The sequence below is a fragment of the Martinezella rhizogenes genome (assembly GCF_000799715.1).
Taxonomy (GTDB): Bacteria; Pseudomonadota; Alphaproteobacteria; order Rhizobiales; family Rhizobiaceae; genus Rhizobium; species Rhizobium rhizogenes_C.
On record NZ_JUHG01000015.1, the window covers coordinates 209,695 to 232,169 of the forward strand.

24 protein-coding genes are annotated in these 22,475 nt (G+C 59.6%); 8 read left to right on the forward strand and 16 right to left on the reverse strand.

Annotation, left to right across the window (positions count from 1 at the left end; translation table 11 throughout):
- From EX00_RS21095 to EX00_RS21105, 3 genes are all read right to left on the reverse strand, one after another.
- On the reverse strand, nucleotides 1-1,518 hold the full coding sequence (locus tag EX00_RS21095; protein ID WP_047462879.1) for a sugar ABC transporter ATP-binding protein: 1,518 nt from the start codon (nucleotides 1,516-1,518) through the stop codon (nucleotides 1-3).
- A gap of 70 nt (nucleotides 1,519-1,588) precedes the next feature.
- Complete coding sequence (locus EX00_RS21100) at nucleotides 1,589-2,653, reverse strand: sugar ABC transporter substrate-binding protein (RefSeq protein ID WP_047462308.1); 1,065 nt, start codon at nucleotides 2,651-2,653, stop codon at nucleotides 1,589-1,591.
- A 57-nt stretch (nucleotides 2,654-2,710) separates the two neighbouring features.
- Nucleotides 2,711-3,691: a sugar phosphate isomerase/epimerase family protein gene (locus tag EX00_RS21105; protein WP_047462882.1), complete on the reverse strand. Its 981-nt coding sequence runs from the start codon at nucleotides 3,689-3,691 to the stop codon at nucleotides 2,711-2,713.
- 444 nt (nucleotides 3,692-4,135) lie between these two features.
- On the opposite strand from EX00_RS21105, the gene EX00_RS32045 reads away from it, so the two are divergent.
- A complete protein-coding gene (locus tag EX00_RS32045; RefSeq protein ID WP_474089999.1) occupies nucleotides 4,136-4,252 on the forward strand; it encodes an RbsD/FucU domain-containing protein in 117 nt (38 codons plus the stop codon).
- Between the two features lie 11 nt (nucleotides 4,253-4,263).
- Here EX00_RS32045 and EX00_RS21110 read toward each other — a convergent pair whose 3' ends face one another.
- The 4 genes from EX00_RS21110 to traA are packed head-to-tail and all read right to left on the reverse strand — an operon-like array spanning nucleotide 4,264 to nucleotide 9,902.
- A complete protein-coding gene (locus tag EX00_RS21110; RefSeq protein ID WP_047462310.1) occupies nucleotides 4,264-4,878 on the reverse strand; it encodes a TraH family protein in 615 nt (204 codons plus the stop codon).
- Nucleotides 4,879-4,892: 14 nt separating this feature from the next.
- The gene (locus tag EX00_RS21115; protein WP_047462312.1) at nucleotides 4,893-6,059 is read right to left on the reverse strand and encodes a conjugal transfer protein TraB; all 1,167 of its coding nucleotides are present in this window, start codon (nucleotides 6,057-6,059) and stop codon (nucleotides 4,893-4,895) included.
- Complete coding sequence (traF, locus tag EX00_RS21120; RefSeq protein ID WP_047462314.1) at nucleotides 6,049-6,600, reverse strand: conjugative transfer signal peptidase TraF; 552 nt, start codon at nucleotides 6,598-6,600, stop codon at nucleotides 6,049-6,051. Before traF ends, EX00_RS21115 begins: the two co-directional genes overlap by 11 nt.
- The gene (traA, locus tag EX00_RS21125; RefSeq protein WP_047462316.1) at nucleotides 6,597-9,902 is read right to left on the reverse strand and encodes a Ti-type conjugative transfer relaxase TraA; all 3,306 of its coding nucleotides are present in this window, start codon (nucleotides 9,900-9,902) and stop codon (nucleotides 6,597-6,599) included. Before traA ends, traF begins: the two co-directional genes overlap by 4 nt.
- A gap of 248 nt (nucleotides 9,903-10,150) precedes the next feature.
- Between traA and traC the strand changes: the two genes are divergently transcribed.
- From traC to EX00_RS21145, 4 genes are read left to right on the forward strand one after another with little or no spacing between them, the layout of a single operon-like run.
- On the forward strand, nucleotides 10,151-10,411 hold the full coding sequence (gene traC / locus EX00_RS21130) for a conjugal transfer protein TraC (RefSeq protein ID WP_047462319.1): 261 nt from the start codon (nucleotides 10,151-10,153) through the stop codon (nucleotides 10,409-10,411).
- Nucleotides 10,412-10,415: 4 nt separating this feature from the next.
- Nucleotides 10,416-10,631 carry a type IV conjugative transfer system coupling protein TraD gene (gene traD, locus EX00_RS21135; protein ID WP_047462324.1) on the forward strand — a complete coding sequence of 72 codons (216 nt, stop codon included), beginning with the start codon at nucleotides 10,416-10,418 and terminating at the stop codon, nucleotides 10,629-10,631.
- On the forward strand, nucleotides 10,618-12,588 hold the full coding sequence (gene traG, locus EX00_RS21140; protein WP_047462327.1) for a Ti-type conjugative transfer system protein TraG: 1,971 nt from the start codon (nucleotides 10,618-10,620) through the stop codon (nucleotides 12,586-12,588). The genes traD and traG overlap by 14 nt, the downstream gene beginning before the upstream one ends.
- Before the next feature lie 13 nt (nucleotides 12,589-12,601).
- The gene (locus tag EX00_RS21145) at nucleotides 12,602-13,000 is read left to right on the forward strand and encodes a hypothetical protein (RefSeq protein ID WP_047462330.1); all 399 of its coding nucleotides are present in this window, start codon (nucleotides 12,602-12,604) and stop codon (nucleotides 12,998-13,000) included.
- Nucleotides 13,001-13,379: 379 nt separating this feature from the next.
- Here the strand turns inward: EX00_RS21145 and EX00_RS21150 are convergent, their stop codons facing one another.
- The 3 genes from EX00_RS21150 to EX00_RS21155 all read right to left on the reverse strand — a co-directional run bounded on the left by EX00_RS21150 (nucleotide 13,380) and on the right by EX00_RS21155 (nucleotide 14,886).
- Complete coding sequence (locus tag EX00_RS21150) at nucleotides 13,380-13,871, reverse strand: hypothetical protein (protein WP_047462332.1); 492 nt, start codon at nucleotides 13,869-13,871, stop codon at nucleotides 13,380-13,382.
- Nucleotides 13,872-14,154: 283 nt separating this feature from the next.
- Nucleotides 14,155-14,454, reverse strand: coding sequence for a hypothetical protein (locus tag EX00_RS31525; RefSeq protein ID WP_155294106.1), 300 nt, complete (start codon nucleotides 14,452-14,454; stop codon nucleotides 14,155-14,157).
- A gap of 210 nt (nucleotides 14,455-14,664) precedes the next feature.
- Nucleotides 14,665-14,886 carry a hypothetical protein gene (locus EX00_RS21155; protein WP_047462335.1) on the reverse strand — a complete coding sequence of 74 codons (222 nt, stop codon included), beginning with the start codon at nucleotides 14,884-14,886 and terminating at the stop codon, nucleotides 14,665-14,667.
- 132 nt (nucleotides 14,887-15,018) lie between these two features.
- Between EX00_RS21155 and EX00_RS21160 the strand changes: the two genes are divergently transcribed.
- Together EX00_RS21160 and EX00_RS21165 are read left to right on the forward strand one after the other, a co-directional pair.
- Nucleotides 15,019-15,324, forward strand: coding sequence for a WGR domain-containing protein (locus EX00_RS21160; protein ID WP_234709073.1), 306 nt, complete (start codon nucleotides 15,019-15,021; stop codon nucleotides 15,322-15,324).
- A 56-nt stretch (nucleotides 15,325-15,380) separates the two neighbouring features.
- Nucleotides 15,381-15,659, forward strand: coding sequence for an HU family DNA-binding protein (locus EX00_RS21165; RefSeq protein WP_047462885.1), 279 nt, complete (start codon nucleotides 15,381-15,383; stop codon nucleotides 15,657-15,659).
- A gap of 45 nt (nucleotides 15,660-15,704) precedes the next feature.
- On the opposite strand, the gene EX00_RS21170 is transcribed toward EX00_RS21165, so the two are convergent.
- The 6 genes from EX00_RS21170 to EX00_RS21195 all read right to left on the reverse strand — a co-directional run bounded on the left by EX00_RS21170 (nucleotide 15,705) and on the right by EX00_RS21195 (nucleotide 21,653).
- The gene (locus tag EX00_RS21170; protein ID WP_047462339.1) at nucleotides 15,705-16,016 is read right to left on the reverse strand and encodes a DUF736 domain-containing protein; all 312 of its coding nucleotides are present in this window, start codon (nucleotides 16,014-16,016) and stop codon (nucleotides 15,705-15,707) included.
- A 599-nt stretch (nucleotides 16,017-16,615) separates the two neighbouring features.
- Nucleotides 16,616-17,551 carry an ArdC family protein gene (locus EX00_RS21175; protein WP_047462342.1) on the reverse strand — a complete coding sequence of 312 codons (936 nt, stop codon included), beginning with the start codon at nucleotides 17,549-17,551 and terminating at the stop codon, nucleotides 16,616-16,618.
- A 298-nt stretch (nucleotides 17,552-17,849) separates the two neighbouring features.
- A complete protein-coding gene (locus EX00_RS21180; RefSeq protein WP_047462344.1) occupies nucleotides 17,850-18,434 on the reverse strand; it encodes a hypothetical protein in 585 nt (194 codons plus the stop codon).
- A gap of 568 nt (nucleotides 18,435-19,002) precedes the next feature.
- On the reverse strand, nucleotides 19,003-19,425 hold the full coding sequence (locus EX00_RS21185) for a hypothetical protein (RefSeq protein WP_047462346.1): 423 nt from the start codon (nucleotides 19,423-19,425) through the stop codon (nucleotides 19,003-19,005).
- Nucleotides 19,422-19,682, reverse strand: a complete 261-nt coding sequence (locus EX00_RS21190) for a type II toxin-antitoxin system prevent-host-death family antitoxin (RefSeq protein WP_052210843.1) — start codon at nucleotides 19,680-19,682, stop codon at nucleotides 19,422-19,424. The genes EX00_RS21185 and EX00_RS21190 overlap by 4 nt, the downstream gene beginning before the upstream one ends.
- A gap of 264 nt (nucleotides 19,683-19,946) precedes the next feature.
- Nucleotides 19,947-21,653 carry a ParB N-terminal domain-containing protein gene (locus EX00_RS21195; RefSeq protein WP_047462349.1) on the reverse strand — a complete coding sequence of 569 codons (1,707 nt, stop codon included), beginning with the start codon at nucleotides 21,651-21,653 and terminating at the stop codon, nucleotides 19,947-19,949.
- Nucleotides 21,654-22,220: 567 nt separating this feature from the next.
- Here EX00_RS21195 and EX00_RS21200 point away from each other — a divergent pair.
- Nucleotides 22,221-22,454 (forward strand): BrnA antitoxin family protein, encoded by a 234-nt coding sequence (locus EX00_RS21200; protein ID WP_034482458.1) that lies wholly within the window; start codon nucleotides 22,221-22,223, stop codon nucleotides 22,452-22,454.
- Nucleotides 22,455-22,475 lie beyond the last annotated feature (21 nt).

The window sequence follows — 22,475 nt, forward strand, 5'->3', positions numbered from 1 at the left end:
TTACGCAGCAGGCGCTTGTCCGGTGTCGGCACCGGGAATGGCATGCGCCACGATTGCGCTTTCGCTCAGATCTTCTCTTGCAATCTCCGCCGCGATCTTCCCGTCTCTCATGACGAGAACCCGATCGGAGAGCCGGATGACTTCCGGCAGTTCCGAGGAAACGACGATGATGGAATGTCCGTCGGCGGCCAACGCCTCGATAAGGTGGTAGATTTCTGCCTTGGCACCGACATCGATCCCGCGAGTGGGCTCATCGAAAAGAAGGATCTGCGAGCGGCTTGCCAGCCAACGCGCGATGATCGCCTTTTGTTGGTTACCGCCGCTGAACAGGCGAATAGGCCGATCCAGCTGGAATGGCCGCAAGTTTACACGGCGCAGCAGATCCTGTGCGGTCCGGCGCAACTTGCCATTCTGGATAAGGCCACCCTTCGAGAAACTGCCGAGCGACGCGAGTGCCATATTGATGGTGACCGAGCGAACCGGAATGATCCCCTCGCGCTTGCGCTCCTCGGGGACCAGACCGATGCCCGCCGAAATGGCCTCGCGTGGATTGGTGAGGTTTACAGGCTTTCCGTCAATCTCAATGCTACCGGCTGACAGGCGGTCTACTCCGGCCAAAAGGCGCAGGAGCTCTGTTCGGCCGGATCCGACGAGACCCGCAATGCCGAGGACCTCGCCGCGATGGAGCCGGAATGACGCATTGCGGATCTTCGTCGCAGAGGAGAGATCCCGCGCCTCAAGCTTCACCGTCGTGGTGGCATGGGAAACATGCTGCTCCTGCATCAGTTCGCGGCCGACCATCATCGTGATGACGTCCTGATGCGAGGCGGTCTGCATATCCACGCGACCAACCAGCTTGCCGTCACGCATGACGCTGGCGCGCTGGCAGATGCGGAACACCTCATCCATCTTATGCGAAACATAGATAATCGATACGCCACTTGCCGAAAGGCTGGTGATGACCTCCGCCAACCGCTCGAATTCACTTGGCGTCAGGCTGGAGGTCGGCTCATCCATTGCGATGATCTTGGCCTTGTCGAGCAGTGCCCGCCCGATCTCCACGATCTGGCGCTGCGCAACTTTCAACGTCGAAACCGGCGCTGAGGGATCGATACCCGGATCGATCATCGCCAATGCCTCGCCGGCGCGACGCTCCTGCTCCCGTCTCGATACGAACAGGCCGCCTGCCGTGGTCAACGGGTGGCCCAGAAACATATTCTGCGCGACACTTAAGTGCGGCACCTGTTGCAGCTCCTGGTGGATCATCGCGATCCCGGCGCCACGAGCATCGAGGGGCTTGCGAAACGCGACAGTCTCTCCGTCCACGAACATCGAACCGGACGTTGGACGAAAGACGCCGGACAGGATGCGCAGCAGCGTCGACTTTCCCGCTCCATTTTCTCCGAGAAGCCCGTGAATCTCACCCGGCACGACGTCGAAGGATACATCCGACAGCGCACGCACACCTGGAAACGACTTGGAAATGGTTTCGAATCTCAGTCTGGGCATCTCGGTCATCTTGCTAGCACCTACTTTGACGATGAGATGCCGGCCACGGATAGCCGGCATCACGATTGTCGATCTTGCGTTACTTGACCTTGGCGGCATCTTCCATCAGCACGGCGCGGACATCGACGCTTCCTCCCTGATAGCGGGCGACATTGTCCTTGGTAATGAGCGCCTGAGGCGTTGCGACAACGCGCGGCAACTTCTGGCCGGCAACCAGACGCAAGGCGGCCTCAAGTGCCACTTCGCCTGTCAGCACAGGAAAGCTGTCGACGGTGCCGGTCAGCTCGCCAGCCTTGATCGACGCATAGGCGTCGGAGATCCCATCCGTGCCAAAGACAGCGACCTTGTCCTGAAGACCGGCGGCCTTGACTGCCTCGACGATGCCGAGAGCCATGCCGTCGTTGTTGGCATAAAAGCCAATCAGATCCGGATGCTGCTGCAGGATATTGGTTGCCGCATCATAGGAGGTCTGACGATCCCAGTTACCGGGAACGCTGGCAACGACTTGGAACTTGCCGGATTCGCTGATCGTGGATTTGAACCCGTCCGTTCTTTGAACAGCGGCGTAAACACCCGCCTGGCCTTCGACGATGGCAACCTTGCCGCCGTTGGGACGATTGTCGATGAACCACTTTGCAACGCGGACGCCGTTGTCGCGCTGAACGTTGCCGACATAGTGCTCGGCCTGTGGGATAACCGCATCATTGACGTTGACGACAGGGATGCCGGCAGCCTTTGCCTGTTCCATGACAGGCTGCAGATTGGCGTCAGTCTGCGGCGAGACCAGGAGGACATTGAAGCCCTGGGTGATCATGCCCTCGGCAATCGTCAACTGGCCGAGCTGGTCGCCCTCGCTCTGCGCCGCCTGATAGGCGACGGTGACCCCAATCTTGTCACCGAACTTCTTGTATCCCTCACCCAGCGAGCGCCAATATTCGTTGGTCAGCGTCTTGGATACGGCTCCTGCCTTGGTACCTTCCGGCAGTTTCGGGAGTGGTCCGAACTTGGTCTCGAGCTGAGACCAGTCCATGCGGTCCTTTTCTGTGTCCGAATTCAGCGGCGCCAGATCCTGTGCAATGGCAGCGCCGAACAGGAAGCTGGCGGCCAGCCCTGCGGCGACAGTTGTTTTCAAAAATGTATTCATCGGTTCCTCCCGAGGTTTGGATTTACACACCGTCCGGCGTGCGTTGATTGTTGGAGTTCACGCCTTCGCGCCAAGCATCAGTTCTTGAATGACTGCCTGTGCGGAAACAGCATCCTGGCGGTCAATCGCACCGGAGAGGCGATTGTCCTGCTCAAGGCGGTCCACGACCTGAAGCATGCGCTTGACGGTCTGGATGTTCACCTCGCATTCGTGAACCGGATCGAGGCCGGTCATGTCAGGGAACGTGTCGAAGTAGATGGCGCCGTCGTAGCCGTCCTTGCGGATCTGACGGAGCAGCTCGATCGTCTGCTGTGTGTGGACGGCGCCGACCATCAGACCATCGTCGCGCTTGGCATAGCCGTCATTGAGATGAACGCCGAGAAGGCGGCTGTAGCGGGCGATCAACGCGGCGGCGAAGGCCGGCTGCTCGTCTGCATAAAGGACATGGGCGAAGTCGAGGGTCACGCCGAGATTTGGCAGCCCGATCTCCTTGATTGCCAGAAGCGTCGTCGCGCAATCGGGCATCAGACTGTAGGAGCGTGGCTCGTTCGGCTTGTATTCGATGCTGATCTGGCAGTCCGGATCATGCTCACAAACTTCACGAATTCCGGATATTTCGTGTTGCCACAAGGTTGCGTAATCGACCTGGAAAGCGTAGTCGAAGCCATCCTGACCGAGCCAGATGGTCATCAGGTTGCTGCCAGCGTCGCGCGCCGCATCGATCCCTTTCTTCGTAAGATCGATCGCCTCGCGACGAACTGCGGGATCAGGATTGGTGAAAGCGCCGATTTTGAAGGCCGGATTGGTGTAGTAGCGCATCGCGAAGCCGTTGATCGCAAGGCCCATATCGCCAATTTGTCTCGCCAGTTCGCGCGGATTTTCAGAGACGTGATCGGGATAATTGAGATCGAGATCCGTCAGACCCTCAACCTTTGCGGCACGCGCGACCATCTGCATCACTGTCGGCTTGCCGGAAAGATCAGGCCATTCAGCCTGTGGCCGCGAGGCGAAAGAGTTAAGGCGGGTGGCGAATTTCAAATTGGTCACTGGACTACGCTCACATCGTTAGGTGTTGCCGTTACTTCACATACACACATATCTTTGTAAAGTTATGAAATGTTGTGCGGCGCAATAAATCGAACGATGGCACTTTTGCGTTGCCAGCCACAGGAGACGTCGATGGGTTAGGCGAACGGACGCGACACGGCCGGAAAGGTTTGGTGCTCATGGGACTGGGGATCAACTCGATCATTGCGATGTCAATCATTCCGCCCAATCAATTGTCAGCCATACGGCCTATGGCCGTCTCATCGGCATCTCCGGCTGTGGTCTTGTACGTGCGGCGGAGGCAACTCCAAGGCTTTATCCGGTCGACGCTTTCGTCGAGGCCCCACAGGTCGTCGGCGATCGGGACAAACAGATGCCGACCTTTGCCACAATGCAGAAAGTGTCGTGGATCGAGCTGAGGGGTGGTCAATCAAGATGGCGGCGCTCGAGTGCTTTGCGTTCTACGATACCGCAAAAACGTCGCTCGCAATCGTCAGGACATCGGACCCCGGCCCTTACGGATGCTTCATTTTTGCCAAGGGCGTTATTTAGCCGGCTTGCGCTTATTCGGCGTAGGCTGATCTCGTCCCATTGATTCTGGAAAGGTCGATACGTGGATCGGCACGCGAAGGATCGGTCTGATCGGACGCTTCTGTCCTCTTCGTGGTCGTCTGGACGTCGAGACCATCGCCTCCATCGACAGTCTGGCGGGCCGAGGCGCCTGGGTCGAGCTTTCCGGGGTCGGGCTCCATGAAGACGGACTTGCCTTCGAAATACCCAGTCTTCCAAGCAAAGATGGCATCGTCGAGCGCCTCGGGAGGCGATGAGCCGTACCATTTCACAACGATGCGATAGACTTTCGCAAACAAAGCGGTGCCCACCCGAATATTTTCGCAGGCGTCCATAATCTCTGGCTTCAACTCGGAGGCGTCTTTCACGCCGATTCCGGCTGGATACTGCGTGACTCCAACTCGAACGACCGCATTGCCAACGTATTTTGATACGATCGCCATGGCTTCTTCACTGGTCTTCGGCAAAGGCACAAGAATTAGACGGTCGCCAGATTTGACTGCAACCATCAGCGGGTTCGGCGAGCCGGCCTCGGCGATGAATTTTTCGACGATGGCAGGTTTGAGGTCGGGATCAGCGCATTTGGCGATTAGGGTTGGATCAAACATGGAGGCTCCACAGCTCAACTGTTGAAGGCAAAGACGACAGGGATGTTGAACAGGCTGGCCCAGGCGAACGCGCTGGCCTGCTGAATAGGGACGATTGATGTTCCGGCCGTCCACCAACCGTTCCCGGCTGCGACGATCACCTCGGGTCGATGAAGCGCCGATTGCAGGATCGGCCACGTGATCAGTTGCTCGTAGCAAATCAGGATCGCGACACGACTGCCGAGGACATCAACGATGGGATTGGCAAAGAAGGCGGCGCGAGCCCCACCGCTTTTCCCCATCAAGGCCGGCCATGGCTGCCACATAGACACCGGTACCGGCATGCGCTCGCGATAAATCGACGATCCGCCATCCCTGTTAATTGATGCCATGACGTTCTCGTAACCGTCGGGATTTACCACCGAAGCGCCGGCCAACACCGTGACATGGTTGCCATCCAGAGCTGTCCGCCAAAATCGCTCCATCGTCGGCGTCCAGAAGCCAAGCGCGCTTTCGGGAAGAACAACCACCCGAGCTCCAAGTGCCGCTTCCTCTCGCACTGCCCTGACAAGCGACCGTTGCTGCTCGAGATCAAAGCCGCGGCCCAACGATTGGCCAAGAGGTGTGTCGACACCTGACCAGCCTTTCAGCAAAGAAGGAGGCACCCAGCATGCGGCGGACCAGACCCAAAAGCCTCCCAATACTATGACCGCGATCGGCCATCGTCGCGTCGTTAGGGCGAGCATGCCGGTCGCGGTCGCAAGCAGACCGATCCAACCCCAGCCGGGAAACAATACGCCCGCAGCCGTGAGCGGATGAGCCCAGCCGACAATCCCGAACGGTGGGAGGATCATAAGGATTGAAGCGATCGCATATCCCGCCGAGCGCCGTACACCCGATCGCCGCGTACAACAAACGGCGTGAACAAACACGAATCCGGCGGCGGCCATCAGCCACAATGCGTAACCGTACGCCTCCCTCGACCCATAGAAGTTCACGACACCTTGGGGCAAGCCACGGGATGCGGCAAGGAAGTAGGCCGCTGCAATCATTGCTGCGACAACGCGCGATGGCGCACGTGACCACACCAAGGGGAACAGGATCGCCAGTGGCAATAGCTGGACCTTCCCGCTCCAGCCGAATGTCCCAACAATGGCGGCCGCAGTGATCAGGCCGATGGAGCCAAGCACTTCACGGTGCATAGGTGAGAACCTCCTCAGCGAGGCCCAGCACACCACTTTTCGGAACCGGGCCGAAGTAACGGGAGTCATACGATCCGACAAAATCCGAATGGAGGAACACGAAGTCCTGCGGAATAACGCCACCAGCGGAGTTAGAAAGCGACCTGCGGCGGCCATCCAGTCTTGCGATCTGGGAATGGGCCAGGGGCTTGTCGTCAATCATGACGGATCTGTTAGTCTCGACGCGCTGACCAGCGGTCGCCGCAACCGTCTTGATAAGCGGACCGAAGCCACCCGGGCAAAGACCCGTGCGCAGATATCCCCGCTCTTTCGCCGATCTGAAGACATCATTGTCGGGCGGGCAAATGAACACCCGGTCGCCAACTCGAATGTCCCGGGCGAGATGCCCAATGCGCCAAAGCCCCAACGGATAGCTCGGCGTGGTATTGATCCGGTATCCGCCGAACCAGCCCGCGGCAATGATCAACACCGCGACCGTCGCCGCCATTGATATCAACCAAAGCGCCGCTTTCTTTTGAGACCGGATTGCCACAACTGTCATTTTAGGCCGAGCCCCGGCCGCTGAGACTGACGCATGGTCTCAGACTGCTTCTGCGCTTCCGTCGAACGCTCACTGGCCGCCAGCTTCTGCGCTGCCCGCATAGTCGGCCATGCGGCGCTGATCGCCGCGGTCTGAGCGGGGTTCATACCGGTCGTCAACTCTCGGAAGGTTTGCCCGCTCGTGTCCTTCGCGGCGATTCCGAGAAGGGCTCGATCGCCGAACCGTTCGGAAATCGCTTTACCGAATGCATCGATTTCTGTCTTGGCCTCCCGATTGCTCAGTGCGAAACCGAGTGCTGCCGGCAGATCATTCCGATCGATCGCGTCACGCACCCGTTCGAGGATCACCGCAGCAGCTGGCGACAGAGCCGGGATATCAATGCCGACCCGCAGTCTGGTGGCACGCTCTTCTGCCTCGTGTTTGTGTTCGGCCTCTGCCCGCGCCCAAAGAAAGCGTTCAATGTCGCGCTTGAGTGCAGGCACGTTGGCTTCGGCTTGTTCCCGCGCCCGCCTGTCTGCATTGCTGGACAGTATCCCAGTTCTGCCGCGAAGTGCTCCGAAGGTTTCCGGCTTGTCGCCAAGGGCTGACAGCGTCGTTTTCCGCACCGCCGGATCGGCAAGAACGGTATCCAAGTTGACTGCTTTGAATGCCCTTTCGGGATCGGCAAAGACCAGGCGGAAGCGCTTGGAGACATCTTCCCAGATTTTCCTAAGGCCGGGATCGGCATCCAGCTTGTCCTCGACCGTATCGGAGATGGATTTTGGGAACGTTTTGACGCCGGCGGCCAAGGGAGCCTCCTTCGATGGCTGGGTTCTGTTGGCGGATTGTCGATCGATCACACCGAGGGTCCGGCCAATGGAAAGGAGCCGGTTGCCGAGATCGACCAGCTTCTGTTTCTGACCGGCCGTCCATCTCAGTCGGTCGGAAACGAGCGTGCGGGCGACGCGGGCAATGTGCAGGCCTCGGCCTTCGGCATAGGCAAGTGCGGCGCGATAGAAACGGCCGTCCTCGTAGTCGAGCGTTGTTTCTTTCGACCGGCTCTGCGACAGGATCGGGATCAGCCCGCCCGCCTTGTCAAATGAAAGGCGACCATAGTAGAGGCCAACGTCCTCGCGGTGCCGGGTCATCGCCACGTAGGTCAAGTGACGATCAAGAGACAGTGATGCGAGCACCTTCACCCGATCGACGGTAGCGCCCTGGCTCTTATGAATCGTGGCGGCATAGCCATGGTCGACTTGTGCGTAGAAGCGCTGATCGACCTCGACGCAACGTCGGTGCTCTCGCTCCCCAACCTCGGCAATGAAGCGCCGCGGCTCCGCCTCGACGATGCGCCCGATCATGCCGTTCTTGACTCCGAGCGAGCCATCGTTTTTCAAGAACACGATCTGGTCGCCGGCGGCGAAATGGCGCTCGCCATTCTCTGTTCGAAAACCATGGCCGGGCTCGAGCAGGCCACGCTCCACGAGCTTTGCGCGCGCCATGCTGTTGAGCGCATGCACGTCACGGCGCAGATGAGCGAGGATGAGCGTCGACTTCGTGGCATCGTACTCCCGATTCCAGTCGTCGATCAGATCGTGGACGGCGTCGGCCTTGAACGAGCGCCCGTGAATGCGGTCGTGTTCGTTATAGCTCGAGATCGCCTCCCGCACCCGGCCACGCGCCAGATCGAGCGAGGCGTCCCGCATCCATTGTTCCCGTTGACGATAGATCGTCTCAAGCTCAGCATAACCGATGCGTTCGACGATGGCACGAAAGGCAGCGCCGGCTTCGATTGGCTGCAACTGCTCGGAGTCCCCGACCAGCACAATCTTGGCGCCGGTTCTCGTAGCAGCCTCAACGAAGGTTGCCATCTGCCGTGACGACACCATGCCAGCTTCATCGAGGACAAAGACCGTCCGGCCATCGAGCTGGCCATTGCCCTGCTTCCAGCGCAGTTCCCAGGAGGACAGCGTGCGCGAGACGATACCCGCTTCCTTCTCCAAACCTTCGGCCGCCTTGCCGGAAAGCGCACCGCCAACGACCCGATAGCCGGCTGCTTCCCAGATCTCTCTCGCCGCCTTCATCATGGTTGTCTTGCCGGCGCCGGCGCGGCCGACGACTGCGGCGATCTGCCCATTCCCCGCTACATGCTCGATGGCAATTCTCTGCTCGTCAGAGAGTTTCGAATGGCGAGAAAGGACTGTGTGGAAGACGGGGTGTCTGACCCCGAAAGTGTCGCGCCTCGAGAGCCAAACCGAGCGCCGTGCCATCTCCGCCTCGAGCTTGATCAATTCGCGCGTCGTGTATTTTGACGGGAGCCTGGAACCCGTCGCAAAGTCTATGCGGGCGGCTTCCAGACGCACGATTTGGGGACTTTGCAGGATACGCGCTATCAACTGCTGGAACGTGCCGGCATCGTCGATATAGCGGTGTAGGATTTTGGCGATGTCTCGTTGTGAGAAGACAGACATTTCTCTGGAGGCTATGTCCAGGACGATGTCTGGACGATCGACAATACGCCGTGCATTTTCGGCTCTGGTTTCCTCATGGACCCGCAGCCGATCGAGTTCCGGGTCCCTGCCCTCGCGTTTGGCCTGGCGCTGGATGGCTTTCGCGGCAACGCCGATATGGGTCGTCGGCAAGATGTCGATCCCGCGCTCAGCATAGGAGCGTCCATCGACACGAATGTCGAAGCCGGCCAACGCCAGATGATGGTTCTGGCACTCGTACCAATATTGGCGTTGCTCGATCAGCTCACTCTTCTCGCCCGACCAGAGCTTGTAGACGATCTTGCCCGCCGGATTGCGAAGCGGATGCCCGTCCTCGCCGATCAGGGCTACCTTCTTCGGGCCAAACCCCTGCTCCGTCAGCGGTCGCAACGTCGTCATCAGATGGACATGCGGATTGTCCGGTTCGTCGTGATAGACCCAGTCGGCAACCTGTCCACGCGCCAGGATCTGATTGGCGACAAAGTTGCGCATCAAGGTGATGTTCTGCTCAACAGACAGTTCGACTGGAAGGGCGATGATGAACTCGCGGGCAAACTGGGCGTCGGCACGTTTCTCTGATTGCTCGACCTTGTTCCAAAAGGATTCGACGGCCCCAGCGACCGAACGATCAGCAATCAGGGTTCGAAGCCAAGCGGGAGCATCTGGCGGGAGCACAAACTCCTCGTGGATCAGACCGCGCTTATTCGAATAGTCGACAACCCGCGCCTCGCCTTCATGCTCTATCCTGGCGCAGTGGCGATAGGCGGCCGACAGCACAGCGCTGCGGCCCTCGCCGCGGCCGATGATCTGAGCTGTGAAGTGCGTGATCGCCAAGCTGGCCATCTCCCGAACGGTTGGACACGTCGTGTTCACCGGGAGCGGAGGCCCACAAACGGGCCGAAAAGCAGAGCGTCGCATCGCGACGTATAACTGCGCCCTTGGACCCGCTCCTTCGGAACGGCGGGATCATCTCCAGAAGCGTTGGCTCCGCCAACTCGCATTTTGACGAGTAGAAAAGCAGGATCATCCGGAGGAGTCTTGGTCGATGGCGTTGCGATCAGACCAACAAGGGATCATCCGGAATGAAGAAGCCTTCGTCGAAAATCAGGGAAGAAATCGCCAAACTTCAGGAACAGCTTAAGGCAGCTGAAACCCGTGAGGCCGAGCGTATCGGTCGGATCGCGCTGAAGGCCGGGCTTGGCGATATAGAGATCGACGAGGCTGAGCTTCAGACAGCATTCGAAGACGTGGCCGCACGGTTTCGCAAGGGTGCGGGGCAGAAACCGAAGTCAGCGGCGGCGTTCTCGTCTGGCCAGACTTCGGGCCAACGTGGCGAGGGCTGAGCGCGTGGTCCGCGCATCGACATCCGCCGCCCGCAAAAAAGACACGCGGGAGAAAATCGAGCTTGGCGGCCTGATCGTGAAGGCTGGTCTCCGCCACGAAAAGCGCGCCCTCCTGCTCGGCATGCTGATTGATGCGGCAAGCCGTGTGAAAGTCGACGAGAACGAGCGGCTGCGGTTGACGGCGATTGGCGCGGAGGCGTTCGGCAATGACGCCGCGTAGAGCAATCTCGTTTCTTGCGCCAGTCATTTTGATCGTTGGCAGCTGTATCGCACTCACCGGCCATCAGTCCTGGATCGCAGATTTCGGAAGAACTACCGCTGCGGAACTATTTCTGGGCAGAGTTGGGATTGCCCTGCCCTATGCAGCGGCCGCCGCCGTCGCAGTCGTGTTCCTGTTCGCTGCTGCGGGCACCGTCACTATCCGAACGGTTGCCCTTGGTGTCATCGTTGGAACTGGGACGGTCGTCGCGATCGCAATCGTCCGCGAAGCCATCCGCCTCGCAGCATTTTCAGGCCAGATAGCATCAGGTCGATCGGTCTGGGATTACCTGGATCCGGTCACGACGATTGGATCGGCCATCGCCACGCTGTCCGGCCTGTTCGGCTTGCGCGTCGCGCTAAGGGGCAACGCCGCTTTCGCGCCCGCCGCTCCGAAACGCCTCAAGGGCAAACGCGCTGTCCACGGCGATGCCGATTGGATGAGCTTTGCGGTTGCTGCGCGGCTGTTTCCAGCATCAGGCGGCATTGTTGTTGGTGAGGCGTACAGGGTGGATCGGGACATCGTTTCCACGACCGCGTTCCAGGCCGACGATGCAGCGAGCTGGGGCGCTGGAGGACGAGCACCGTTGCTCTGCTTCGATGGTTCGTTTGGCTCATCGCATGGCATTGTGTTCGCCGGATCGGGCGGCTTCAAGACGACGTCGATCACGATCCCGACAGCGCTGAAATGGGGCGGCACGCTTGTCGCGCTCGATCCGTCCAACGAGGTCGCGCCTATGGTGATGAAACATCGGGTAGCGGCCGGACGCGAAGTTCATGTGCTCGATCCCAAGGTACCCGGTGTTGGCTTCAACGCTCTCGATTGGATCGGACGATTTGGCGCGACCAAGGAGGAGGACATCGCATCGGTTGCGTCGTGGATCGTCAGCGACAGCCCGAGCCAAAACGCCGTTCGGGATGACTTTTTCCGTGCCTCGTCGCTACAGCTTCTCACAGCTATCATTGCCGATGTCTGCTTGTCTGGAAACACAGAAACAGAAAACCAGAACCTGCGTCAGGTTCGGGCCAATCTGTCAGAACCGGAGCCAAAACTGCGGGCCCGTCTGCAGGAAATTTACGACGAATCGAAATCGATCTTCGTGAAAGAAAACGTCGCGCCGTTTATCAACATGACGCCGGAGACATTCTCGGGCGTCTATGCAAATGCAGCTAAGGAAACGCATTGGCTTTCCTATCCAAACTACGCCTCACTGGTTTCGGGTTCGAGTTTCGAGACCGATGATCTAACCGGCGGCAACGTCGACGTCTTCATCAACCTCGACCTGAAGACGCTGGAGAACCATGCGGGTATTGCCCGCGTCATCATCGGCTCATTCCTCAATGCGATTTATAATCGCAACGGCGATGTTACGGGCCGCGCACTGTTCCTGTTGGATGAGGTAGCAAGGCTCGGTTACCTGCGCATCCTCGAGACTGCCCGCGATGCCGGCCGAAAGTACGGGATAACGTTGACGATGCTCTATCAGTCGATCGGCCAAATGCGCGAAGCCTACGGCGGACGCGACGCCACGTCGAATTGGTTCGAATCCGCGTCGTGGATTTCCTTTGCCGCTATCAACGATCCGGAAACTGCTGAGTACATCTCGAAGCGCTGCGGCGACACGACGGTCGAGGTCGACCAGACGAACCGCTCTTCCGGGATGAAGGGATCATCGCGCTCGCGGTCAAAGCAACTCACCCGCCGCCCGCTGATCCTGCCGCATGAAGTGATGCGGATGCGCGCCGACGAACAGATCGTTTTCACCGCCGGCAACGCGCCGCTCAGATGCGGCCGCGCGATCTGGTTCCGGCGCGACGACATGACATCGATCGTCGGGGTGAACAGGTTCCATCGAACAGTGCCCGAAAGCGAAGCTGTTTCGAAGGCACAGACGCCATTGACACCGTTACGCAAATAAGAGGAAATCGGCCATGCAACATTGGAAAAAGACTTGGTACTCATTGCTCGGACCGTTGATGATCTGGGTCGTATTCATCATCGCCGTGCCATTTCTCGGAATGGTCGTGATTGTTTCTCTCGCCGTCTTGACGCCGCTCGGCGATACGATCGTGAAAACCCTTGCCATGTTCTGCGCTCTGATACTTGCACCGCTTGCGGCCGTCTTCGAGATCGCACCGCCCTTTGTGACCAGGAAGGAGGTGCGCTGGCGCAACAGAAACAGCGAGCGCTTCGAGCGCGATGTGGTCTGGGAGGATGTTCCGTTTCTCCAACCTGTCCTGAATCGGATCCGCTCGACAACCGGAAAACGAAAGCTGCGGGAGGAGAAGGAAAGCGCGACGGCCAGCGATACAAAGCCGTCCACGGCATGATGCGGATATCCGATCCGTTGAGCGCCTGCCCTGAAACGCATCTGGTCGCACCAGTGGGCTGCTGACTTCGGAGACCAGGACGGCCTCGTGGTGTGACATGCGGATGGACCAATGTCGACCTGCTCTCCATAAAGGGCGGCAGGATGCCGCCGTCCGGGAGAGGGATTGGGGTTTGGGGAAAGGGTGGAGGGAACCGTCCCCTTTCCCCATGGGAGGATGTTTGAAGGAGGGGCTTGCCCTTCCTTCATGGGGTGAGTGTTGAGAGGGGTCGGCGCAGCCCCCCTTTCATCAGCCAGGACGGCCGGTCGAACCGGCTGGCGTGGCTCCTTGCATCAAGGCAAAGACGAGAGGCGACGGATGCCGCCTCTCGTCTCGCATCTCACTCCCCGTCATCGGTGCCGTGAAGATCTTCGTAGCACTCGTCATCGATGTCGTCCGCGTTGAACGCATAGCGCGGCTTGGCAGATACCGGCCGTTCGTCCTTGTGGAGCTCCAGGCCCCATGCGGTGAGGAAGATCCGCAGATCCCGGTGGATACGGCTCAGGATATTTCGGAATTCGGCCATCCCATAGGGAACGAAGTTCCACAGGTCGCTGTCGCCTTCCTCGCACCAATAGTCTTGGTAATTGTCTCGGTGATTGCAAAGGTCTTCGCCGATCTCCGCCACCTTGGTGGGATCGGTGTTGAGGACGAGGCGCCTTTCAGCCTCCAGAGCGGACTGGGTAAATGCGATAAAGTTGGTGAGCAGCTTCTCCACCCAGTCGTGGAGCGCGCGCTCCCGGTCGCTCTCGCAGCCAAGCTGATTGGCCAGCACAATGATCCGGAGGCCGGCGGCATCCGCATTCAGCTTGAGGAAGTCAATATCAGGCATAAGAAGTCTCCTTTCGTCTTTCTGACGGAAGGTGTCCGCACCGTAGGCGCGAGGGGTCAGGGACCGCGGAACGCGGCCGCCAGCGGCGGCGGGCGGGGGAGCCGATTTTCTGATGTCGCCCCGACGGGGCGGCCTCTGAAAATTGGGGGGACCGCTCGTCCTTGACGCCGGAGAGACGGTGCGACAATGGGATGTCAGAGAGAGGGAAACCACGGCGCCGCCAGGCGCCGTGTCCGCATCCGGCGATCCGCCGGCCCTACCCCTCCCCGCCATTCGACGTCCCTCAGTACTCGTCGTCGTGATCGTAGCGGGCATCTATGTCACCGATCACGACCAGGTCACGATCATCTTGCATCGGCCTGGGATACCCCGGCAGCCGACCGGCGGCGCTGCGGCTGGAAAACGGTCCGACAGCGCCGACTTTGCCATGTCGATCGTGCCGAAGCGACGTGAAACGAACAAGGGCGATCCGGAGAGGATGAAGAGCATCGGAGAAATCAGCATGCGCCGGCCACAGGCCGGGATTTCGGGAATTCTCGCCGCGCAACGAGCGGAACAAGGGCAGCCGCAGGAGCTTCAACATAGTGGCCCGAAGGGGAAGCGGGACCGACTGCCCCCCGCTCGTTGCGTTCCATTTTTGTGGGCCGCGCAGTCCTTGACGCCGGAGTGACGGGTGCACAATGGGAGGCGAGAGAAGGAAGAGCCTACGGCGGCGGCCGCCGTGTCCGCTTGCCGGCCAGTATTATATCGAGCGCATGGACGCGACTTTGTCTCGCCGATCGAGATAGCAGGGTTACTCGTCCTCAATACCATCCAGCAGTCCATCATAGACTTTCAGGAGTGCATTGGTGATCGCTTGGCCAAGTGCGTTTCCGGCCACACGAAGCTCTTCTTCCGTGCCATCCCGCGCTGCTCTCGCCAGCTCGAACCCCTGATCGCTGACGATCTGCTTGGCGGCTTCAATCACCCAAAGCCCGAAGTCGCCGCGATTGTCGATCTTGATTGCGTCGTCCATTGTGGCCCGCCCATTGTTGATATGCGGCTTCTATCTCGACGCCTCACGCATCGCCAGCACTCATCAACGTCGTGAATCAAAACCCTCGAATCGATTCAAAACTGTCGTTGGACGCGAGGGGACGTCTTCGTCATGGTTTTCACCATGGCACTCTACAGTTTCAGGCTTTATTGCCAGCGTATCGACGCGAAGAAAAACATGGCGCGCTATTATGCGCTTTCGTTGCAGCCGACCCTGTTCGGCGAGACGGCCGTCGTTCGCTGCTGGGGACGAATTGGAAAGCGCGGCGGAGAGAAGTCCGAGGTGTTCGCCACGGACAGGGAAGCTGCGCGGCATTTCCTGGAACTTGCACGGATAAAGCGGATCAAGGGCTACCGACCGGTCGGAAACTGTGGAAATCCGGGCAATTCGACGTTACATGCCGCAGCGCCTCAATGACAGCAACCAAATCCGCTGTCAGGGATTCCGTATCAATAATGATGCGGAGACGTAGAATGACGACCACGAACGAAATCGCCGACAAGATCGCGGGCGAACATAGCCTCACGAAGGCACAGGGCAAGGCGATCGTAGAAGCGGTGATTGCCTCCATCACTCAAGCCGCGATTGCTGGCAACGAAACCTCGCTGCCGGGCTTCGGGAAGTTCAAGGTGAAGGCGACGCCGGAGCGCGACGCCCGCAATCCGTCAACCGGCGCGACCATCAAGGTCGCAGCGGCCAAAAAGCTGGTCTTCACGCCTGCCAAGGCGCTCAAGGATGCACTGAACAAGTGATCCCAATGGGGGTGAGCCCCGCCTTGTCAGGCGGGGCATCCCGTACTAGTCCCGGTTCGACCGGGACCAGATGAGGGAGAGGCCTTCCTCGCCTTCGACCTCGATCAGCGTTGCGTAGATCGGGGCCGGGAAGCTCGGGTCGTCGAGCTTGACCGAGAGGTAGTCGCGACCTTCGTTCGAGGTCTTTTTCCAGGCTGCACCGAATTCGATCGTGGCTCCGGCAAGGATGCGGTAGTCAGGGCCTTTGTCTGATGTGCGCTCGACGGCGCGTATGGTTGCCTTGACGTTGAGGTTGAGGGTCTTGATGGTGCCGGAAAATCCGTTGCCGGAAGCGGTGAAAGAGCCGATGGTTGCCATTGTCGTATTCCTTTTCGGTTGTTCGGGCCGCGTCCATCGCGGCCTCGATGGCAGTCGATCAGACCGGAGACGATCGGCCTGCACCTGAAAGGCCGTAACGCGAGTGGAGGACGGCCAAGGGAGAGGCTTTCTTGGCGCGCGAGGAATGGGCGCTTGCGCTCAGGGGAAGAAAACGAGCCGGCCGTTGCGGATGCCGATCGAACCGAGCTTCAGCTCGGTGGTCTTCGGTCAGACATGCCCCATCGAGACCGCAGTGGGTGAGCCAGCTGACAGGTCGCAAGGATACGGCAATGGCGTCATCTGGCGGGGATCGGTTGTAAACGCCCTGCCCCACGCTCCAGCGCGCTCAGCTCACAAACACCAAGCTTGATCGCTCGCCTCGACGCACCCGCGGGATGGATCTCGACCTGTTTCTCCCCCAGTTGTGGGATTGCCGCGCGGCTTTGATGGCTTCGTTTACACAGCCGCCCCATCTCACCATGCACACGCCGCAGTGCACGTCAGTCGTTCAGCTCGTCCGCAGTCCGCAGTCCGCAGTCCGCAGTCCGCAGTCCGCAGAAAGGATCCTTTCCTGGTGCGTCCGCGCAACTTGATGTGACTCAAGCTGCTCGTTGTTGCGCCTTCGGTTGAAGATCGTGGAGATACGCCACCGCCCTTTGCGCATGCGCGGCTGCGGAAAAGACGAACCGTTTCTCATGTCTGAGAACCGAGAGCCAGGATGCGATATAGCTCGCGTGATCCGGTCGCGGCTCCATCTCCGGCACGATGCCGAGATCGGCGCACAGGAAAACGGCGCCGAGTTCGGCGATCAGCTCTTCACGCGCGCGCTCGGTCTTGTCTTTCCCGTAGCGCGAGAGATCACGATCGAGGCGATGCTTCGCTCCAGCCCAGTGAATTTGTTCATGGCCCAGGGTCGCGTAGTAGGATTCCACATCCCGGAAGGTTTCGATCGGCGGCATCTGGATGATATCCGGGCCTGGAGCAAAGAATGCCTTGTTGCCACCGTGGCGGATCACGGCTCCCGTTGCTGCGAAAAATGCGTCCGCTGCGGCAATGCGATTGACGCCCTTCTTGGGATTTTCGGCGAGCGAAGGCAGGTATTCCTCGGGCAGATCATCGATCTGTTCGAGATTGAAGACTGTGTAGGCCCTCAAAAACGGAATGTCGCGTTCGACCTGATCGCTGTTCTCGGCCGTTTCTGTCTTCTTGACACGGTTCGCATACACGACAGTCGAACCGGTCTCACCCTTGCGGACATGAGCGCCAAGCTCGGCTGCCTGGCGAAATGTCATCCATGTCGGAGAGCGGAAACCACGCGAGATCGCTTCGGACCAGAGCAGCAGAACATTGATGCCGGAATAGGGCTCGCCATTGTGCCGCAATGGACGGGTAATGCGACCTTCCAGATGGCCTGTGCTCCAGGGCTGCACCCAAGGGCGGACGCCCTCCTCTAGCGAGGCGATGATGCGGTTTGTGATTTTTGAATAGATGTCGACCCGCGTTTCCTGACCGCTCTTCCTGCTTTCCTGTCTCATTTTGTTCTCCTCGATTCGAAGACCGCGCCCATCGCGGTCCGTCACGGCGGTCGAAGAGCGGAGGCCGGCGACGGCGCACCCGAGGTGATCCCACGGGGAGTGGGGATAGTGGGATCTGGGCCGGAACGAAGTGGAGGACGGCTTGCCGTTGCGCCGGCACGCAGCCGGGCGAAGCTAGACCGCGATCCGGAACAGACCGCGTGGGCGCGATATGCTCACACTCAAAATGCCGTCGCCTTGAGGCGCCGACCGCCTCAATCTGGAAAGGAAAATGCGGGGCCGAAGCCCCGCGATCGTCCTATTCGAATGCTGCCATCTGGGCGCTGGCTGCTTTCTGGTCGACGGATAAGCCGGGCTGCTCGAGGGTGCGCTCGTAGGGCTTCCAGGTCTCGCCGGTGATGTTTTCGTAGGCGGAGACGGCGCCTTCGGCTGCCATTCTGAGAACGTGGGCTTGTAGCCCCATGTCGGCGGCGAATTCGCGTTTGCGCTGGGCGCGGCTGTCGAACCCTACAGGGCCTTCCAGGTCTTCGTCGCGATCGTCGTTGGAGAGCTTGGTGGTGAGGTCGCGGGCTTCGGTGACCGAGCGGCTGTAGAACTGCCCGGCGCCGTAGGCGGAGCCGACAAAGGATCCGACGATGCGCTGCATGTGGATCTGCATGGCCTTTTCGGCAAGGCCGTCTTTCAGCGCCTCGGCGCTCTCGATCAGTTGGGACCGATGGAGATCACGGATGCCACCACTGTCGATGACGGCAAGGCCGAAGCTTTCTGAGATGCGCAGCGCCTGGGCGGTGTCGGGGCAGGCGTGCCTGACCATTTCGAGGGTAGTGGCGCGCTGGGACTTTGCGGGGCGAGCCTTTTGGGTGGAGCGAGAGTTCGTGGCCATGATGGTATCCTTTCGAGCGATTTTTCAGCAAAGCCCGCGGGTTGCCGGTCGTCTGTCCGGCTCTGTTCCTCGGGTGCGGTCGAAAGGACATGGGCATCAGCGGCCCTGCCCAAGGTCAGGGCGCTGCGGGCTGAGCGAGGAAGGGTTGTGGATGACGCGGACTGCATGAGCGGTCTGCGCCAGACGCGGCCCCGCCTTGCGAAGACGCGGGCGTCCTGCCGCAACGCGGCGCGACAGCGGCCTTTGACCGGGACGTGCCCATGTCAGACCGCAGCAAAACCGAGGAGTTGAGCCGGCCGGATGAGTGGCTTCAGGAGGAACTCAAGCGATCACGCAGAAGGATCCTTCATGGCTTGGCAGTCGGCCGGCCGAATGCGCGTATGCTTTCCAGAGGCTCGCAACCGATCTCGTCAAGCCTGTTCGGCACTCCGATCACCGGAGCGGAGTTCATTTGCGCATCGGGCCGCAGCAGATCGGCACACGGAAGGATAGGGAAATCCGATTTTATGCTTGAGAGAGGGAGACCGATTGCCGGATCCGCGATCGTGAGCCCCGCCGCTGGTGCCTGCTACTTCATCCGATCCACTTTGCCGCTCCTGGCCTGTAGTGTCTGTCGGAACTTCGCATTGATCTGATCGAGGAAAGGCTTGCTGAACGATCCTCGTGGCGCCTTCCTCGCGTCGAAATAGAACGACTTTTCGAGAATGTCGTAATTGTATTCGCTGACCGTGATCCAGCCCTGCTTGGCGTCGGAAAGTCCTGCGCGCCTGAGTTCCAGGGCAGGAATTTCAAGCGTCTCCTGATCCTTGCGCGGCGGAGTGGACGAAATCGGCAATAGAATCAAATGATGGATGCCTTGCTTCTTGTCCTCGATGACGATGGACAGGCAAACCGGCCGATCCTTTTCGCCATGATCCCGCCCCTGCTCGGCCTGCCAAAGCCAAAGGTAAGGGTAGTCCACTATCTGGCCCTGCTTGTGCCTTGCGTTCATTGCTGCGGCTCGTCATCTGCTGCTTGGCGGTCAAGCTCCGCCAAAATCATGTCGGCCAGCTCTGGGGGCGTCTCGCTGGTCTTGTAGACGCGGCGCGGATCTTCGATTCCCACCATGCGCTCGAAAAGCTCGATGGGCACGACGACGACAGACGGACGGCCATGTTTTGTCAGAGTGATGGGCCGCTTTTGCGCTTCATCATGATAGCGTCCGAAATGGCGCATAAATTCAGCCGTCGAAATGGATTTATTGCTCATTGCAGCGTCCTTTTCTGCATTATTTGAATAATACAGAAAACACAGAAATTTGCAAGAATTTCGAGATTTGACAAGGCTCGACCCATAAGTTGTTGCAGCCCCGTTCGATCATCGGTTGGCAGCCTATAGCGATTTGTGATGAGGCAAAAGCGCTGTTTGAGATGTTCTGTTCGGCTGCGCACGTTGGCATAGCTGTCCCATGGTGGACAAAAAACTCCGCCGGCAAGAGCCGGCGGCGTCAGTTCGCGTCTTAAGCGTTTCGGGCTACTCGGCCGCCTCGCGAAAACCGTGGTCGACGTCCTCTCCAATCGAAGAGCTGTCTTCCTGGAGCCCACTGGACACGGGGGTTCTCACCGACTCTGCCGCCGTTTCGCTCGTATCCCCCTGGCCCTCGGCAGAGGGATGCTGTGCCGTCCACGCCTTGACCTCTTCTGGCGATGGCGCCAAGAGCGCAGCCGGATGGACCAGCTTCGCCTCTACGAAATGTTCGACAAGAGCCGCCCTGGTATCCTTCACCTTGATGCGGCAGGGAACGCTGGCTGCATCCGCAGCTGTCTCCAGGGCATTGCGCGAAAGGCATGAAAGGAAGCCTTCCGTCGCCATGTTCGGCAGGAAGCCGTCGGCACCGATTGCATCGCCGGCGATGCGGGCAACGAGACCACTATCCGAGCGATTGCGCCGCAGGGACACCACCTCGATCAGGATCGAACGCGCGGCCCTGACCAGCGTGTCGCGCTCGAAGGTGAGCTTGCCGTCCTTACCAATTAGCCGGGCAGCATGCTGCCCGCATTTGGCGCGGCCATAGGGATTGTCCGAAGAGCCGCTGGCGATCGTGACGTTCGTGCCGGCGAAGGCGAGGATGAGCAGCGCCATCAGCGTGTCGTCCTCGATCGGGGCACGTGACAACGCTTCGTGGAGGGCATCAGTGCGCAGGTCACCGATCATGTCGAGGCCCTTCTGCGTGACGTCAGGCCGCTGCTTTGCTTCCGTTGCCTCCTCGGCAGAAGCCGCGACGCCATCACCCGTCTTCACCTTCTTCGTTTCCGGCATGCGATAGACGACCGATTGGACGGAACCGTCACGCTGATTGACATACCAGCCGGTCAGATCGCCCTTACCCGGCTTACCATAGACCTGTTGGGCCCTGGCTGGGAGCTTGACCTGCCCGTATTCGCTGGCTTCTATGATCGAGCCGCGCTTAGGCAGGTTGTTCGCCAGCCATTCCTGCTGCGCGCCGAAGAAGGCTTCGACATCAGTCGTATAGCGGCTGTCCTCATCGGCCGGCGCAAACAGATCCTCCGCCCATGTGATCCCGTAGGCCTGTGCCAGATCCTCGCCGAAGCTGGCATGTTTTGCCAGCATGCGGGTCTTGGTCAGCGCCCGGGCTACTTCCCACCAAGAGACTTGAGGATCCTGCTTCTTCGGCTTGTATTTCTTCCAGACCTCCGCCTGCTCCTCCTGGCTCGCAGCCGCGATCGTGCGCAGTTGCTGCTCGTTCGGCATGTCGCCTCGTGCCATCTGGTCCAGCATGCCCGGCAAGATATTTGCCAGCAGACGAAGTTTGCGGATCTGGCGAACCGGCAGTGCCAGGGCAAGCGCTATCGATTCCTCGGTCCATCCGAGCGCGACCAGGCGTTCGATGGCGCGCCACTGGTCGATCGGGCTCAGAGGCTCGCGAGCAATATTCTCGGCAAAGGACTGCATGGCGGCAAGATCGTCGGAGGGTTCGATCAACAGCACGGAGATTTCCGCAAGATCGGCGGCGATTGCTTGCGCAGTACGGCGGTGACCAAAGACGATGATGTAGCTGTTGCCACCATCCGGATCGAGCTTGACGACCGGGGGCTGCACGACGCCAACCGCCCTGATCGATGCGCAAAGAAGCGCATCAGACTGTGGCGTGGATTTCGACTGGCGGAGCTTGTCGGGATTTTCCTTCAGGCTGCGCGGATCGGCTGTAATCAACTGCATGGCTGTGACCTCTCGGGTTTCGGGGCGGACAGGCTGACCATCCCTTCACGTCTTCTTCTCGAAGACCTCTCCCGATACCCGCGGGACGAACCCGGCGGCTGCAATTGCGGCGGAGCATGCCTGGCACGCGGACAAGCAAGGCTCTTCAGCCTTGCGAAGGGCGCGCGCCCGGTATGGCGCGACCGGCGCGATTGAGGAAACCGTCAGCCGATGGGCCGTCCTGCGACTAGTTTTTCAGAACTCTCAAATAGCCTTGATATAAACTTCTTCTCATTCCAATTTCTAATCCATTGTTTCAATTTACTTTTCTTTTGATCTCGCCCGTTGCGCACCTACCTGTCCGACAAAAGGGGGATAAAAGGAGCTATTGAATGCCGATCTGCAATGCCTGCGCCACGCTTGAATCCACCCCGAGCCATCGCTCCTTATGACGAGTATGGCAGCGGCCTTGGCCGTTTGAAAACAAAAGGGCGCCTACCCTCCACAGGGAGCGCTCCGCAAGAGCTGGTGACATTGAGCATGACGAACAGCAATCATGCGATTTACTCAAACTAGAAAGCAGTCCCTATGGCAAACCCGCCTCGCAGACACGTCAACCCCATGGATGCGGCCGAAGCATTGTTCAAACCGGCGAAGAAGGCAGCAGTGCCGGTGGTTGAACGACCAGCGCTGCCAAACACCAAAGAACTCGTTTCACTCAAGATCGACAGCGACGTGCTCGCCTTTTTCCAGGAAGACGGCCCTGGTTGGCAGGACCGTATCAACGACACTTTGCGGGCCGCGATGAGAGATAAGACCTGAGGGGAGTTGACCTCCAGCGCA